The organism is Clostridium sp. OM05-9, assembly GCF_003481465.1.
GTDB lineage: Bacteria > Bacillota > Clostridia > Lachnospirales > Lachnospiraceae > Coprococcus > Coprococcus ammoniilyticus.
This window is the reverse complement of record NZ_QULF01000003.1, coordinates 321711-338633: the sequence shown is the minus strand read 5'-3', so window position 1 is coordinate 338633 and position 16923 is coordinate 321711. Positions and strand designations below refer to the sequence as shown.

8 protein-coding genes and 1 tRNA gene are annotated in these 16923 nt (G+C 41.4%); 2 read left to right on the top strand and 7 right to left on the bottom strand.

The genetic code is table 11. The annotated features are described in order from the left end of the window. Positions 1 to 89: 89 nt before the first annotated feature. The 3 genes from DXB77_RS06980 to DXB77_RS06970 all read right to left on the bottom strand — a co-directional run bounded on the left by DXB77_RS06980 (position 90) and on the right by DXB77_RS06970 (position 2400). Complete coding sequence (locus tag DXB77_RS06980) at positions 90 to 905, bottom strand: hypothetical protein (protein WP_118616000.1); 816 nt, start codon at positions 903 to 905, stop codon at positions 90 to 92. Continuing rightward, positions 902 to 1420: an RNA polymerase sigma factor gene (locus DXB77_RS06975; protein ID WP_118662885.1), complete on the bottom strand. Its 519-nt coding sequence runs from the start codon at positions 1418 to 1420 to the stop codon at positions 902 to 904. Before DXB77_RS06975 ends, DXB77_RS06980 begins: the two co-directional genes overlap by 4 nt. 131 nt (positions 1421 to 1551) lie before the next feature. After that, positions 1552 to 2400: a hypothetical protein gene (locus DXB77_RS06970; protein WP_118662884.1), complete on the bottom strand. Its 849-nt coding sequence runs from the start codon at positions 2398 to 2400 to the stop codon at positions 1552 to 1554. A 267-nt stretch (positions 2401 to 2667) separates the two neighbouring features. Here DXB77_RS06970 and DXB77_RS06965 point away from each other — a divergent pair, with 267 nt between their 5' ends. Then, positions 2668 to 3408 (top strand): GTP pyrophosphokinase family protein, encoded by a 741-nt coding sequence (locus DXB77_RS06965; RefSeq protein WP_330584342.1) that lies wholly within the window; start codon positions 2668 to 2670, stop codon positions 3406 to 3408. A gap of 69 nt (positions 3409 to 3477) precedes the next feature. Continuing rightward, positions 3478 to 3551: transfer RNA gene (locus DXB77_RS06960), tRNA-Arg, on the top strand. 196 nt (positions 3552 to 3747) lie between these two features. On the opposite strand, the gene DXB77_RS06955 is transcribed toward DXB77_RS06960, so the two are convergent. From DXB77_RS06955 to DXB77_RS06940, 4 genes are all read right to left on the bottom strand, one after another. Continuing rightward, entirely contained in the window at positions 3748 to 7560 is a 3813-nt protein-coding gene (locus DXB77_RS06955) for an EAL domain-containing protein (protein WP_118662883.1), read from the bottom strand. Positions 7561 to 7869: 309 nt separating this feature from the next. After that, on the bottom strand, positions 7870 to 9708 hold the full coding sequence (locus DXB77_RS06950; protein ID WP_117808713.1) for an ABC transporter ATP-binding protein: 1839 nt from the start codon (positions 9706 to 9708) through the stop codon (positions 7870 to 7872). Between the two features lie 26 nt (positions 9709 to 9734). Next, positions 9735 to 11279, bottom strand: coding sequence for an ABC transporter ATP-binding protein (locus tag DXB77_RS06945; protein WP_347559478.1), 1545 nt, complete (start codon positions 11277 to 11279; stop codon positions 9735 to 9737). A 785-nt stretch (positions 11280 to 12064) separates the two neighbouring features. Beyond that, the gene (locus DXB77_RS06940) at positions 12065 to 16573 is read right to left on the bottom strand and encodes a chitobiase/beta-hexosaminidase C-terminal domain-containing protein (RefSeq protein ID WP_118662881.1); all 4509 of its coding nucleotides are present in this window, start codon (positions 16571 to 16573) and stop codon (positions 12065 to 12067) included. Positions 16574 to 16923: the final 350 nt, after the last annotated feature.

Sequence of the window (16923 nt, the reverse complement as noted above, 5' to 3'; positions counted from 1 at the left end):
AAAAACGAAATTTTACAGCTATCTGTTCTATTTATGACTAAGATACGGATGGGTATCCTCTTTTTATGGATTTTTTTCTTACAGATCAACTACTGTCTGTTTAAGATCCATGCCTGTCGTTCAGAATCATATCGGAGAAGTGTACCTGTTACTTCTTCCCCTACTGAAAATGTCTCTGCTTCTTCCGGCTGCAATACGATGTCCTGACCGGTTATTAATTCCCCGGATGCATCAGATACCTGCAAGAGTTTTGCGGCATATTTTTGTACCGCATCCGGCTCTGCTGTTACAATCTCTGTGATCTGAAGTGTAACTGCTATATTACTCATTTCCTGCCATGCATCCATATCAGCTGATTCCGACACCTGAAGATCTGTACATCCCGCATTTTCCTGTGCATCTGTCTGACTCTTTGTATGGCCTGCTTCCGCCTGAACATCGGACGAATCCCCACCGGCTCCATTCATCAGTATAGCTTCTGTTGTATTCTGTGTCGGTCTGTTGGCAGTTTCATTCTGTACTGTCTCCGGTATGGAATCCGCTGTTTCATCCACATAATCTTCCGCCCGATCGGATATATTTGAATTCTCTGCTGCATCCAGCCCATCATTTGAAACATCCGTTGTCCTGCCTGCATTTATTTCTTTCGAATGTCGCTTAGAATCAGACAGCAACGGTGTCGCGATCACTGCGGCCAGAAGAACCGCTGCGATCGCAAGAACCGGAATTACATATTTTACCTTTGAGGTTTTCTTTTGTTTTTCTTCTACATCCTTTGCTTCACGGTCAAGCCCTGCTTCGATCCGATCCCACAGATCCGGTGCATCTGCATCGATCCGGTTCAGATAAGCTTCTATGAATCTGTCTTCTTCCGTCTGTCTGTTCTTATTCTGTTCATCTCTCACAGCCTGCACCTCCTTAATTTTTGTATTGCCTGATTATAGATCCATGCGATCGTTCCGATCGGTCGCCCTTTCATGTCCGCGATCTCTTTAAATGTAAATCCTCCGACTACCTTCAGATCCAGAATCTCCTGCTCCTCCGGCTTTAACGTGGCAACTGCCTGCTTCAATGTCAGGTTCTCCACTATCTGACTCTCCATCGTCTTTCCTTCGTTTCGCTCCGGCATTTCATCCACCAGCATTTCACGATCGATCTTGCGTATCCGATCGATCGCCATATTCTTTGCGATTGTCACAAGCCATCTCTTATGACCGGTTCCCTTCTTATAACTGTCTGCGATCCGATAAAGCTTGATGAAGAACTCCGATGTCACATCCTCCGCTTCCTCTCTCTGCCGGATCGTATCATAGACCACCGCAAAGATCAGCTTCAGATATTCGTCATACACTGCCCGAAGGCTCTCCCTGTCTCCCTGTGCGATCGCAGACATATATTTTCCAAATTCTCTGTCTGTCATTTGTCTCTCCCTATAACCGCTATACGTTTTTACCCCTGTTTTTTATGGAATTATTCCGATTTTCTATTACTTTTCATTCCACTTCAATTTGCTAATATTCGGTTTCGGCTTCGTATAGCCCCAATTCTCTATTATTCAAGAGGCTGTACTGCCAGCAACTCCATCACATACCCCTTCTTCCGTTCCTTCCATGCAAATGGCCAGAACAACCGCCGTTCCGCTTCAATCCGGATATCAAAATCCTTATGCATTCCGATGTCATGACGAAGCTGCAACGCACCTTCAATATCCTCCGGAACAAGCTTCTCCCACTGCTCCATAGCGGATTCATTTACAACTGCCCATTCTAACCCGAACACCATTAACTTCTCCGTCAGCATATAGATGACATCATTTGTCCGGGTAACCGCGGCTTCGTTTAATGCCCGGATCGCATTCTCGATCATCTGCAATTCTTCCTCGTCATAATTCTCCCGATACATATATAACAGGCCTGCAAATCTCGCATTCAACTGGCTGTGAAGTCCTATGCAGACGCTGTAGTCAAACCTTCGTCCGATATCCGGCAATACCCTGTGGCTGTTGTCAAATGCAACCTGTTTCAAATGCTCGATCACGATCTCTGCTTCTTCACCCTCTGCAAGCAATGCTTCAAACATTTCATAAGTCTCAAGCTCTACATTCCAGAAAGGAAGATCCACACAAATAGCATCTGTTTCCTCCAATCCATAGGCCTTACACGCCTGTGCAAGTCCCTCTGCATCCCGGTCGATCAAAACCAGCTTAAATCTCTCTGCAAGTCTTGCCAGATCGATGTCATTTGACCGTCCTGCTCCCCATATAGCAAGAACAGGCTTACGTCCTCCTTCGGCCACACAATTTTCTTCTATAAAGTCTGTCAGCTTCTGTCGGTATCCCCGCCACTCTTTATAAGCATTCGGAAGAACCTCTGATGCAATCAGCCGATCCAAATATCTCATATAATTCACTTCTTTCTCGCATTATGCCGGTATGTGCAAGCACATCCGTTGCAATGCTCATTTTATCATGTCACCTGTCGGCTCTATGTTTTTTTCGCATTATGCCGGCATGTGCAAGCACATTCCGTCGCAATGCTCATTTTATCACGTTTTTATAGTATACTCTACCTTTAAAATGTAGTAGAATGATAGGGACAATGATTTTTTGTCTATTCATGCAAATTGATTAAATAAAGATTGCCTAAAACAGAAACGGAGATTATGAATATGTCTGCTAAAGATAATAATACAAATACAAATATATACAGAAGCTATATCGATGCACTTCTATATCCGGAGCAGAATCCTTTTATAGAAGACATGAAACGATTCGAGGAGCTTATGATGATGTACTCCTGTGCGATCAAGGAAGTTCAGACCAAGCTGGATGTATTAAATACAGATTTTAGCGTCCGCTATAACCGAAATCCGATTGAATTTATCCAATCACGCATCAAGAAACCGGTCAGCATCGCAACAAAGCTGTCTTCAAGAGGATGTCAGGTATCCGTGGAAAATATCGTATATAATTTAAATGATGTTGCGGGGCTTCGTGTTATCTGCTCCTTTATCGATGACATCTACGCCGTTGCAGAGAAGCTCATCAGTCAGAATGACATTACTCTGATTGAAGCAAAAGACTATATCAGCCATCCAAAGCCAAATGGTTACCGTAGTCTTCATCTGATCATAGAAGTTCCTGTCTTCTTTGCCGACCATACGAGAAATATGCGGGTAGAAGTTCAGATCCGTACCATCGCGATGGACTTCTGGGCAAGTCTTGACCACCAGCTCCGTTATAAAAAGGATGTCGCCGATCCCGAACTTATCTCCGGTCGCTTAAAACATTGTGCTGATGTTATCTCTCAAACAGACCTCGAAATGCAGGAGATTAAAAATATGATCTACGGAGATGGTGCTCAGCCACAGATCAAATTGTGTCTTGAAAAAAATACAGAAAATTTTTAAGAAAATCTTAGATTTTGTTTGACAAATTTATAGAACTGGTATAGAATACTATCTGTTGTTGAACAACGTGTGTATGTAGCTCAGCTGGATAGAGCACTTGGCTACGGACCAAGGTGTCGGGGGTTCGAATCCTCTCATGCACGTAAACTGAAACAGGTTTGCTTCAAAAAAGCAAACCTGTTTTTTTATTCCAACACCGTCACCTACGAACAGCCTTTTTATAATTCAAAAAGCCCCGGCAAACTATCCCTGACAGATGAAACTGCTCACAACGAAATCTTAATTCGTCATTTGTCGTGGGGCACTTCCATCTGTCAGAAATAGTCTGCCGGGAATTATTTATAATCTTGCTGCGAGAATCTGACGTTTGACCTCCTGTCCATTCAGGATAAACTCTGCACGACCGTTCTCCAGTTGTATATTCTTTTCAAGTGCTCCGATATCTGAATTGAACTCTGTAACGGCATTCGTTCCAACATCAGCATTGGAACAGTACAGCTTGGCAGACATGACCGAATTACCAAAGGCAACCGCTGACTTGCCCTGTACCACGCTTTTAACTGCTGCATATCCGATATAGATATCCGTTCTTCCTGCACGGCATCCAATGCCATAACATTCCTTTGCACGGATATTCGACGAGATATTTACATTTTCCAGACGAACCATACAGCTGTTACCGGCAATCGTTCCGATACCGGTTATAACATTACCTGCCCCCTGAATCTTTGCCGATATATTCTCAAGCTTAATATCTGCATCACCATTTACAGATCCAATGATCGTACCGTTTGATATACCGGAATAAATATCCATGTCGCAGTATTCTATAAACAATTCGGAATCACCGTTTACAGATCCGATACAGGCTCCTTCCTGACCTTTCATATCAAACTCATAATGTCCGCGTTTGATATTGATAACACCGCCAAGTCCGGAACCAATACCAATGCCCTTCATACCATTTGCATTGATGATGATTCCACCATCCTGATAGAAGTTGAGTTCGCCATGATATTCATCCAATGAATTACCAATGCCAAAGTATTTTCCCGAATTCAGATTAATCGTCAGATTACCGTCTCCTACAACCGTAAGCACTGAACTGTCCGGAACTCTGATACCTCCTGTACGTAGTTCGTTTTCTCCGGTAATCTGAAGATTTACATTACACTTCTTACCGATATCAATACACGGAATTCCGCGTTCTCCCGCAAGACTGACATTCTCAAGTATGATGGTGCCACGGAATCCATCTTCTACAGACATCAATATATTCGGCTGGAAGCCGACAGAACCCTTGATTATGATCTTTTTATTGATTCCACGCGCTTTCTTAACCTTAATGCTTGTATATTTATTAGCAGCAAGCTGTACCATGGAAACCGTATCATTATAATCCGTCTCATATTCTTTCTTATACAGTCTGGCATTCAGGCTCTGATTATATTGAACAATTTCATTCATGACACGCTCATCGATTGAACGCACAACATACGGCTGCGGCCTTGATGTATAATAGCCCTGAATCAAATCAACGCCCAGCTTAATAACCTCCCTCAGCTCCTGCGTCAATTCAATTCCCTCTGCCAACGTCAGAATATCATTATCATGCGCAAATTCTATAATATCCTTTACAAAATGCTGTTTCTGGATATCTTTGTGTATATCTGTCATGAGCATACGATCGATTTTTACAAACCGAGGCATATACCGAAGCAGATTATTTACATTGGAATAACCAGAACCGTAATCATCAATAGCAGTCTCAATATTCATCTTTGCAAAGGAGTTCTTCAGCTCCTTTAACTGATCATCCCCCATCTCTGTTTCTTCTGTAAATTCAACAACAAGCTCTCCTGCGTGCTGTTCCATAATCTCTGTTAATTTCTTCTTATCCTTACCTGTCAGCTGATACCCCGGAATACTGTTAATAAATACTTTCTTACCCTCAAAATCCTGATAGTGTTCCTCTATGTAATCAACTACATTAAAAAATGTCGCTTTTTCTATATCATATAAACGATTCAGACGATCTGCACTTTCCAACATATCAAGCGGCGAAATCCTACGCTCTGTGTCCGCACGCATCAGGGCCTCATATGCATAAACATCTCCTGTTCTGGCATTGATAATTGGTTGGAAATGATAAACAAACCGGTTATTATCCAGAATAAATTCCATCAGATGGTCATCCGCTTTCTGTTTATCCGTCAGAACACCTGCCCTTTCCTCTTTTCCCTGCTCTATGGCTTTCTTATTATTCTTCACATTGATAGTTTCATTGATCAGATGATCCAGGGCTTCCGAACCGGAGATCATATCGCAGCGAATACCCGTGCAGATTTCAAGCCCATATGCCTCTTTACGCAATTCATTATACTGTTTTATCTTATCCGACAGACGTTTGATAAACGCCTCTCCACATGTTTCATCGGATGCTTCAACCGGGAACGCAACAACAAATTCATCATTACTGATACGGGCACATATAGCATCATCATCCTGACTTTCCGATATCAACTGTGCCAATTTCAAAATAGCAGCATCCCCTGCTTTTCTTCCATAGCCTGCATTGATATCCTTTAATTTATTAATATCAATCGCGATCACTGCTATTGATTTACCATCAAATGTCGCATTCTCGCAAAGTTCATTTCCCTTCTGTAAGAAGCCCTTATAATTATACAAACCGGTCATTGCATCACGAATCTGTGTTGCTTCCATCTGGCGCAGCAACTCCCGCAGACCATTCTGACGATAAAATGCTTCCATACTCTGCATAATACTCTTTAACCAGTTTCTGTAAACCTCTGTAAACTGTGCTTCTATATCTGTAAAACCAATAACTGCATAACCAAAGCTTCGGTTATCAAAATACAATGGTGTAAAGAAAAATGTCTCCGGATATTCTCTTTGCTCAGATAGTTCCGGTATCATCTCTTTCATTTCAAATATATCATCAAAGCTGATACGATTGTCTGTGTGTTCACTCGGTCCACATTTTATGATACGATATATCTTATCCGTATAGCCGTTAGAGCGCAGTGCATCCTCACTGGTCATAACCTCCGATGAATTCCAGTAATCATTCATGCATATACTAAGCGAATGGAATGGCCGCACCTGATATACATGCTGAAATATCGTATTGAAAAAACCTCTGTGATCCCGTTCAGATAACAAATCCTCCATAAACTTGTTATAATAAGAAGAGTATCCCGTCCTCGCATGATCCGTATTCCAGAAATTCTCTTTTTCATCAAAATGTTTTTCCGACTGTATTTTTCCTTCGCATCCGCAGCTTGTCCCCTGAAAGATCACAGATTCTGATTCAAATTCCGGTATCGGTTCTTTCTCAAAGGATGCATGGATATATTTCGCACAATATCTGCCGCATTCTCTGGCCGGAATATCAGCGGATGTTAACTTGCATTTCAGGTTTTTCCCTTCTTCGGTAGAATCGTAACCGATCACTGCTACCTGCTCCGGTACATGAATATGATTACTGAATAATTCCGCCGCTACCCCGATCGCCATACAGTCATTTGCACATGCGATCGCCTCCGGAAGTTTCTCTCTGGAATCCAATATCAGCTTCACAACCTCTTTGCCGGAATCATACCAGTAATTGCCATAATAAATATTATTCGGATCAACCGGAATTCCATGCTCCGTCAGACTGTCTCTATATGCCTGTTCTCTCTGTATGGAATGAACATGATTCTTCCACCCATCTAAAAACATAATATCGGAATAATGATGAACCTCGATCAAATGATCGATCAATTTCTTATATGGTTTATAATGATTTATCTTTACAGTCGGGAAATAACGACTGTCCTTATCTACGAAAAGAACAACTCCTGAGAATACCTCGTGAATTTTGTCTTCTAACCGGGTTGCTATATCGGTTGCCTGAATGGTATCCGGAAGAACAATGATCGCATCAAATGCATCCCATTGAATCAGATTATAAATATTCGAATCCCCAATCTGTCTATACAGCGTATCCTGAAATCTTAAATACATGGAAAATACACATATATCATATCCATAGACATATGCCTCCTCCATTAATCCTTTCATAAACAGACTCTGTGAATTCTCTTCTGCCTGTGCGATAATAACTCCAATTCTTCTGCGCTCCATATATACTCCCCTCTAAAATACAAAATCCTTTTTCAGTTTAGCATAATTAAGCAGAAAAGTATATAAAAATGACTAAAAAAAGTTTACACCGCGTTATTTTCTGTGCATTTTATACAATTTCGACATAGTATCACATAAAAAAATATTATTTGTCATATTATAAATAACAGTCCTGTAAAGTAAAAACAGTCCTGTAAAGTAAAAACAGTCCTGTTCTTATCCGAATAAGAGAAGTTCTTGTAATCAAATAAGAAAAACAGGACTGTTCTGTACTTGTTCATATTCTGTTTTTATATCTTATATACTGCACTAAGATACCTGTTCAAACTGTGAATTATATAGCTCTGCATAAAATCCGTTCTGTGCCATCAGTTCCTCATGGTTACCCTGTTCAATGATATCGCCATCCTTCATGACCAGAATGATATCTGCATTTTTGATCGTCGATAACCGGTGAGCAATAACAAAGCTTGTTCTGCCCTTCATCAGATTATCCATTGCACGCTGAATGCTGTGTTCTGTTCTGGTATCAACGGAAGATGTCGCTTCATCCAGGATCAGAACCGGATTATTTGCAAGAATTGCTCTTGCAATCGTAAGAAGCTGTTTCTGTCCCTGTGAAATATTCGTCACTTCCTCATTCAGTTCCATCTGATAACCACCCGGAAGTGCCGAGATAAATCGATGTGCATGAGCTGCCTTTGCTGCCGCAATTACTTCCTCATCCGTCGCATCCAGTCTTCCATAACGGATATTCTCCATGATCGTCCCCTTAAACAGCCATGTTTCCTGAAGAACCATACCGAGAGCATCACGAAGCTCTCTTCGATTATATTCTTTAACATTGTGACCATCTAACAGGATGGCTCCTTCATTTACATCATAGAACCGCATCAGCAGCTTAACCATAGTGGTCTTACCTGCTCCGGTCGGGCCAACGATCGCTACCTGTTTGCCCGGATCAACATGAACACTGAAATCATGTATAATGATCTTCTCAGGATCGTATCCGAACTTTACATGACGGAAATCTACTTCACCCTTTATATCCTCGACAGAAGCAGGATGCTCAACAACCTGAACCTCCTCTTCTTCCTCTAACAGTTCAAATACACGTTCCGCCGCTGCTGCCATCTGCTGCATCATATTTGTAACCTGTGCTACCTGCTGGATCGGCTGTGTAAAATTCTTCACATACTGGATAAATGCCTGAATATCACCGATCGTGATCGTACCACGAATGGCAAGAGCCGCACCAGAAATAGCTACGCCTACATATCCGAGATTACCGACAAACATCATAACCGGCTGCATCAGACCGGAAAAGAACTGGGCTTTCCATGCGGATTTGTATAAGACTTCATTTGTCTCATGGAATTCCTTTAAGGTTGTTTCCTCTTTGTTAAATGCTTTGATTACCGTATGTCCGCCATAAACTTCTTCAACCTGTCCGTTGATATGTCCGACATACTCCTGTTGCTGTTTGAAGAAACGTTGAGACTTCTTAATGATGATACCCATTAATGCCACACTGATCGGCAGGATGATAATTGCGATCATCGTCATAAGCGGGCTGATCGTAAGCATCATGATAAATACACCGATAACAGTCGATACCGAAGTAATAAGCTGTGTGATACTCTGATTTAATCCGTTTCCCATCGTATCAATATCATTTGTAATACGGGATAATACCTCACCATAGGTTCTGGATTCAAAATACTTAAGTGGCATACGGTTGATCTTCTCAGATACATCCTTACGCATCTTGTAACATAGCTTCTGGGTTACACCTGTCATGATGATACCCTGTGTAAAGTTAAATAATACACTTAACAGATACAATCCCAGACAGAACAGGAGAATCTTACCGATATAGGTGAAATCGATTCCGCCGATTCCATTTATCTTCCGCATAATGCCTTCTGATAATGCTGTCGTTGCCTTACCGAGTACCTTCGGGCAGACAACATTGAATACTGTACTGAACACCGCAATGACCATGACCACGATCACTGCCGGCAGATATTTTCTTGAATAACGAACCAGCTTCGATATGGTTCCTTTAAAATCCTTTGCTTTCTCGCCGCCTCCCATTCCAGGAGGTCCCATATGTCGTCCACCACGTCTTGGTCTGTTTTCTTCCATGTCTGTTACCTTCCTTTCCTGAGTTCTTACGCTATGCTCGCCGCAATCTCTTTTTCAGATAACTGCGAACGGGCAATCTGCTCATATACCGGACAATTCTCCATCAGCTCTTTGTGTGTACCCTTGCCTACGATCTTTCCTTCATCCAGTACCAGGATCTGGTCTGCATGTAAGATCGTGCTGACACGCTGGGCAACGATGAATACCGTACTGTCTGTCATGTCTTCACGTAGTGCTTTTCTGACTGCTACATCCGTCTTGAAATCAAGAGCGGAGAAGCTGTCGTCAAATATATAGATCTTTGCATTCCGGGCTACTGCTCTGGCAATCGCAAGTCTCTGCTTCTGACCGCCGGAAACATTTGTACCACCCTGTGAAATGCTGCTGTCATACTGTTTATCCTTTTCCTCAATGAAATCTGTTGCCTGTGCGATCGCTGCCGCTTTCTTCATCTGTTCATCGCTTGCATCCTCTGCACCAAACCGGATATTAGATGCGATCGTGCCGGAGAACAGCACACCCTTCTGCGGCACATAACCGATATTCTCCCGAAGGCTCTCAATTGATACATCCCGGATATCCGTTCCGTCGATCGTGATCTTACCACCTGTGACATCATAGAATCTTGGCATAAGCTGCACCAGGGAAGATTTACCGCAGCCGGTACTTCCTATGATTGCTGTCGTCTCGCCCGGTCTTGCTTCAAAATCAAGATCTGTCAGAACATCTTCATCCGCTCCCGGATATGCGAAGCTTACATGTTCGTAACGGACAACACCCTTTACAGCTTCTAACTTCTTACAATCCGGCTTGTCACAGATCGTACTCTCTGTATCAATCACTTCCTTGATTCGGTCTGCTGCCACGCCTGCCCTTGGAAGCATAACGGACAACATACCGATCATTAAGAAGGACATAATGATCATCATCGTATAAGTAATAAACGCTGTCATGGATCCAACCTGAAGCTCACCCGAATCGATTCTGTGAGCCGCAACCCACTCGATCAGGATCGTAACCGCATACATAATAAACATCAGAACCGGCATCATAAATGTCATTACACGGTTTACAAATAATGATGTCTTTGTCAGATCCTTATTCGCCTTATCAAAACGTTCTTCTTCGAACTTCTCTCTGCCAAATGCCCGGATAACCGGAATACCGGTCAGGATCTCTCTGGACACAAGATTAACACGGTCAACCAGATCCTGCATGATCTTGAACTTTGGAAGTGCAATCGCCATTAACACTCCGAGAACAACCAGGATGCCTGCTACCGCAACTACAATCACCCATCCCATGCTGGCGCCGCTCTCTACAACCTTTATGATACCGCCAACTGCCAGAACCGGTGCATATAAAACCATACGGAGCAGCATAACCGTAACCATCTGGATCTGTTGAACGTCATTTGTCGAACGCGTGATCAGGGATGCAGTCGAGAACCGGTTGATCTCTGCATCCGAGAATGAAATAACCCGTTTGAAAATGCTTTCCCGCAGATCACAGCCCACACCTGCAGCCACTCTTGCGGCTACCAGACCGGTAAGTATCGCCGATGCAACCATTAACAATGTCATAAGGATCATCTCTACACCGACACGTTTCAGATAGGACATCTGGATATCCTTATAATTATAATCCATACTGTCATAACAGGTTCTTGTACAGGTAATGGCAGATGACATCATCATATCATCCCCCATACTGTCACGCATGGAATCGATCATCTGCTTCATCTGCGTTCCCATCTGACTCCACATCTCAGGCGGCAGCTCGTCCAATGTCATACCGCTTGCTGCAAGCATCTGCTTTAACTGATTATCTTCATCCGAATCCACCATCGTATATGGATAATAATACATCATCATCGGCTCCATACACGCCTGATCGATCTCATCTATATGATCCTTGCCGTCATCTGTCATACGGTATATGCCATCATCCGACTGCTCATAATACTTTTCCCACACCATCACATCATCTTCATCCATAAACCCTTTAATAATGGTATACGCTTTTTCCGGGATCTGCAACGGACTACAATGATCAATGCCGTAATTCTGGATACCGGTATCGATCAGCTTCGACGTATAATCCGGTAATGCCAGATCACAATATGCCTGAACGATCAATAACAGAACAATGATCAGAACCGATTTCCAATATGGCTTCAAATTCTTAATTATCTGCATAGTTTCACCTCTCTATAATTTTCGCATGTAGAGGTATTCTATCACTACCTATATAAAAGTCAATTAAATTCCCATAAAAAAAGAATGAAAAAAGACCCGCCTGCCAACTAGGACAGACGAGTCTCCTTGTATATTTAATACATAATATATTGGGGGCTTTATTTTACTGTAATCTTCAGTTTCTTACGGGCACCATTCTGAGCAAGTGCATATACATAACATGTACCTTTCTTCTTACCCTTGATTCTGCCTCCCTGTGAAACAGTTGCGATCTTGCTATTTGTTGAGATCCAACGAACCTTCTCACAGTGAACTTTCAGTTTCTTATTCTTAGCCATCTTGACTGTTGCATCAAGATAAACGGATTTGCGCTTTTTAACTGTAACCTTTGAAACCGTCTTACCCTTTGTGTTCTTTACAGTAACACCGATCGGGTTGTTGTACTTGTATTTCTTTGTTGCAGTTATTGTATGTAACTGGAAGGACTTGCCGATCATTCTCTTTTCTATCTTTCCAGTCTTGGAATTTCTTACATTCTTATAAGCAATAACCTTAAATTTATAGAATGTATTCTTCTTGAACTTCTTACCGCCTGCAAGCTTTGTAAGTGTATAGCTAATGTTCTTCTTACCCTTTAACTTACTTGCAGAAATCGTTTTAATCTTCTTATATTTGTAAATCTTATTCTTCTTATTGCAATAGTTACCGTAGATGATGTATCCATCAGCCTCTTTCAAACGTTCCCAACGTAAGGTCACCTTGCTTGTTGTAGCAGAAGCTCTGCCTGTAAGCTGTCCCTTGGTATACTTGTCTACCTTGTCGCTTGAAATCCACTTATCAGCTTCCTTTGTACCTGGCTTTGGTCCCGGCTGTGTTACTTCTTGTTTCTTAACGGTTACTTTTCCATCTGAAAGACGGATTACAACAAACTGTACTGCATCACTGTCTTCCATACCATTCTTAACTGCGATCGCTGTGATCGTAGTTGTGGAATTCTTCTTAATTGTAAGTGGCTTTGTATACTTTGTACCATACTTGGTTGTTGGGTAACTTCCATTTGTTGTATAGTAGATCGTTGCACCTGCTGTCTTTGTTGCAAGGGTAAATGTATTGTTATCCTTAGAACGTGTTCCTGTTGGTGCTGCAACCTGTTCCTTAACAGGATTTACAGGTGTAGACGGAATCAGTTTGCTTACTTCTGCTGATACCACATCACTGTTTAACTTACCCGGAAGAGATGCAATTGCCTTAATTGTCTTACCGGCAACAGAAGCTGCATCAATCGGGCCTGTATACTTCTTGCCATTCTTCTTGCTTGGTGTGCTTCCATCTGTCGTGTAGTAGATCGTTGCACCCTTTACTGCTGAAACAGTAATTGTCTTTTTGTCACTGCTTGCTGCGATCGTTGGCTTCTGGGTCTTCAGATCTGCTACCTTGACAGTTGCAATATCACTGTCCTTCATGTTATCTTTTACACCAATAACCTTGATCGTATCAATCGTCTTTCCATTCTTATCTGTTGCAGGAATTGACCCTGTATATTTGGTTCCGTTCTTCTTGCTTGGTGTTGATCCGTCTGTTGTGTAGTAAATATCTGCATCCTTCGGATCTGCTGTGATGATCAGTGATGTACCATCATCGGAAGCCTTAACGGATGGCTTACCAACCTGAGCCTTATCACCTTTATTTTCTTTACCAGGCTCCAGTGATTCTACAGTATATTCCTGAATATCACTGTCTTTCATGTTATCTTTAACACCGACAGCCTTTACTAACTCAATCTGCTTACCATCTGCTCCTATTACAGAAAATGGTCCTGTATATTTCTTACCGTGTGTCTTGCTTGGAGTTGTTCCGTCTGTTGTGTAATAGATATCTGCACCCTCTGTAGTTGTAGAAAGAATCACTGCACTCTTATCATCTGTCAGTGTTGCAGTTGGCTTATCAACCTGTTTGATCACGATCACTGGTGGATCCGGCTGCTCCTTCACTGGGAAGTACGCAATATAGCTGTCCTTCATTCCAGCCTTTACAGCGATCATGGTAATCTTCTTTCCTGCATTATCCTTAACTGACATTGCTCCTGTATACTTGGTTCCATTCTTGCTGCTTGGATTACTTCCATCTGTTGTGTAATAAATGGTTGCACCTGCTGTCTTTGTAGCAAGAGTAAATGTCTTCTTATCAGATGATACTGTAACGGTAGGAGTTTCTACACGTTTCAGATTTACATCGGATGTATTAACAGGCTTTGGAACAGATGTCGGCTCACTTGCATAATTTGTGTATAAACCTTCATCAATACCCACCGTTGTAAGATCATCCACATTGATTTCTTCTGCAACAATATAAACTTTATATTTGTCAAAAATATTTTCCGTTGTTATTCCAGCCTTGCCAATCTTGTTAACAACTGCTGCAAGATTGAGTTTTGTTGTGCCTGACAATGTAGCTGCTGCTACATTCTCCAGCTTTCCATATGCCAAGATATTTGCATTCTTTGCATTATAATTCTTATCTGTTACAAGATATGAAAGCTGATTTACACTCTTCTTATTGGTTCCACTGATCTTATACGGAATTGTAACCACATTACCGGACATGGAAGGAGTCTCTGTAACTGCTGTTGTCATTCCATCATCTAAAAGTGTCAGCTTATATTCTGCACCATAAGTTCCAGCCTTGCCTGCTACAAGATTCGTAAACAGAACTGCATCCTTGTTGATGTTCATAGCTGGTGATGTTCTACATGGAAAATCGTATACATTGTCCAATTGTCCATCTGATGCAACATAGCTTCCCACTACATGATAATAAGGCGGAGCATAATTACTTCTTAAATTATACTTGGTTCCCTTTACTCTCTGCATAGAAGCCTGGATCATATCCGGATATCCATAGCTGGTATTCGTAGCCTCACCCACACTCAATGCAAAAACCTTGGTATCCTTCAACTGTGTTTTATCCTCATATGATACTTTACCGGCAAGTCCTGCACCATCTGTTGCAGATACTCCTGTCTTTGTACTGGATGCAATTGTGCTCTTTTCTACCGATGTAAATGTCTCCAGGAAACCGGTACTGTCATCATTCATCCATTCATTCTTAAATACATAATTATTTGATGCGCTATCTTCACTATTATATTTATGGTTAATGGTTGAATCATATTCAAGCAGATAACTGTTGCCAGTATTAAAATCCGCTCCGGAATCTGTATCAAGTACACGGAACTTTAATGGTTCGCTCTTATATGAACCAAACCAGACATAATTTCCTTTCCATTTTTCTGTTGGATCTGGCTTTGGATCCGGATCAATGATCGGACCGTCTGGGTCTACATCTGGTTCATTCTCCGCTTTTGGAATAGATACCTGAACAGGCTTACTTGCATAATCTGTAAACAGGCTCTCATCAATATTAGATGTCGATGCTATATCCTTGCTTATTGTTTCAACAACCAGATAAATTTTATAATTTTTTACCAAACGATCAACGGTACAGCTATTTCCAACCTTCGCTGCTATAGATGCAAGATTTAATCTTACATCTCCTGCCATAGATGCTGTTGCTGCTTTTCCATATGCAAGCACTTTTACACCTGATGCGTTATATGCTTTGTCTGTTACCAGATATGATATCTGATTTCCCGTATCTCCTGCCACGGAATATGGCACTGTTACAACATTACCGGTTCGATCAACAGAACCTCCTACAGAAAGCTCCATTGACGGATCCAGTATTGTAAACTTATATGCTGCTCCATATTGACCGGCTGTACCGGATACCAGTGATGTAAATAATACATTATTTTTATTCAAGTTAAATGCCGGTGTAGATGCCAGTGGTCCCTGGAAGCAAAGCTCAACACCATCTTTTACCTGAACACCCACTGCACCTGCGCGTCCGGTATTCTTAGCAGTAGATCTTATAAAATATCCATACAGTGTTTTATTTACATCCTGTTCTCTCTGCTTTGCCTTGTTTGCTGTATCAGGATATCCATAATCTGTATTTCTGTATTCGGAAACATCAAGCGCAAACACCTTGTCCTTATTTAACGGTGTATATATATATTCAGAACCGCCTACAGCAGAATTTAAGCCGCCATCACTGCTGTTTTTTGATGCTTTTGTACTTGCCAGGATTCCATTCAATTCAACTGAAGAAAATCCATTTAAAAAATAAGGCATCTCTTTATTTGTAATGGAACAGGTCATTTTTTTATAACCGGTTTCATTCATCCATTTAACTAATGAACTGTCAGCATAGGAATACTGCTCTGTAGATGTCGTCTTACCTGCAAAAGTATAGGAGTATACCTGCGGTCCGACCACTTTATCTGTCTGAAGCAGCATACTGGAAGCACCAGTAGAAAATGAATACCGGCTTTCTGTATCTAATACACGATACTTGATCGGTTCCCCATCATACTTACCATAGTACACATAACTTCCCTTCCAGGAAGCTGTTGTACTCAACTTGTCACCATTATGAGATCCATATGGATTCCCAATTCCTGAAACGCCGATACCTAAAATCGTTTTTCCGGTTTCAGTTGTCGCAGCGTCAACTTTTGAAAGTGGGCTTATGACCGGCAATAAACTAATCGCCATTGCCGCACTTAGCGCCAATGCTGTTCCACGTTTGAAAAAATCCTTTTTCATAGTTTACCTCCATTCTTCATTCTGAACTGTTCATTCCTTTTTTTACAGTTCATTTTCCGGATACCATCCCTTATGGCATCCTTTTTCTTTGTTATTTATTTTGTGACATTTCACAATATAGAAGTATATATTGTCGTATATTAAATATCAAGATTAAAAGCAATTTTCAGGTCATTTTCGTATAAATGTATATAAAACATACGCATTTTATTGTTTTTAAGGGCATTTTTGTACCATATAGCTAATTACAAACTTAATATTTATGTAAATTTCCGTCTTTATCCAGCTTAATAATTAATCTGAAAACGGAAACCGAATATTTTCAAATGACATATATCGTATAACTAATA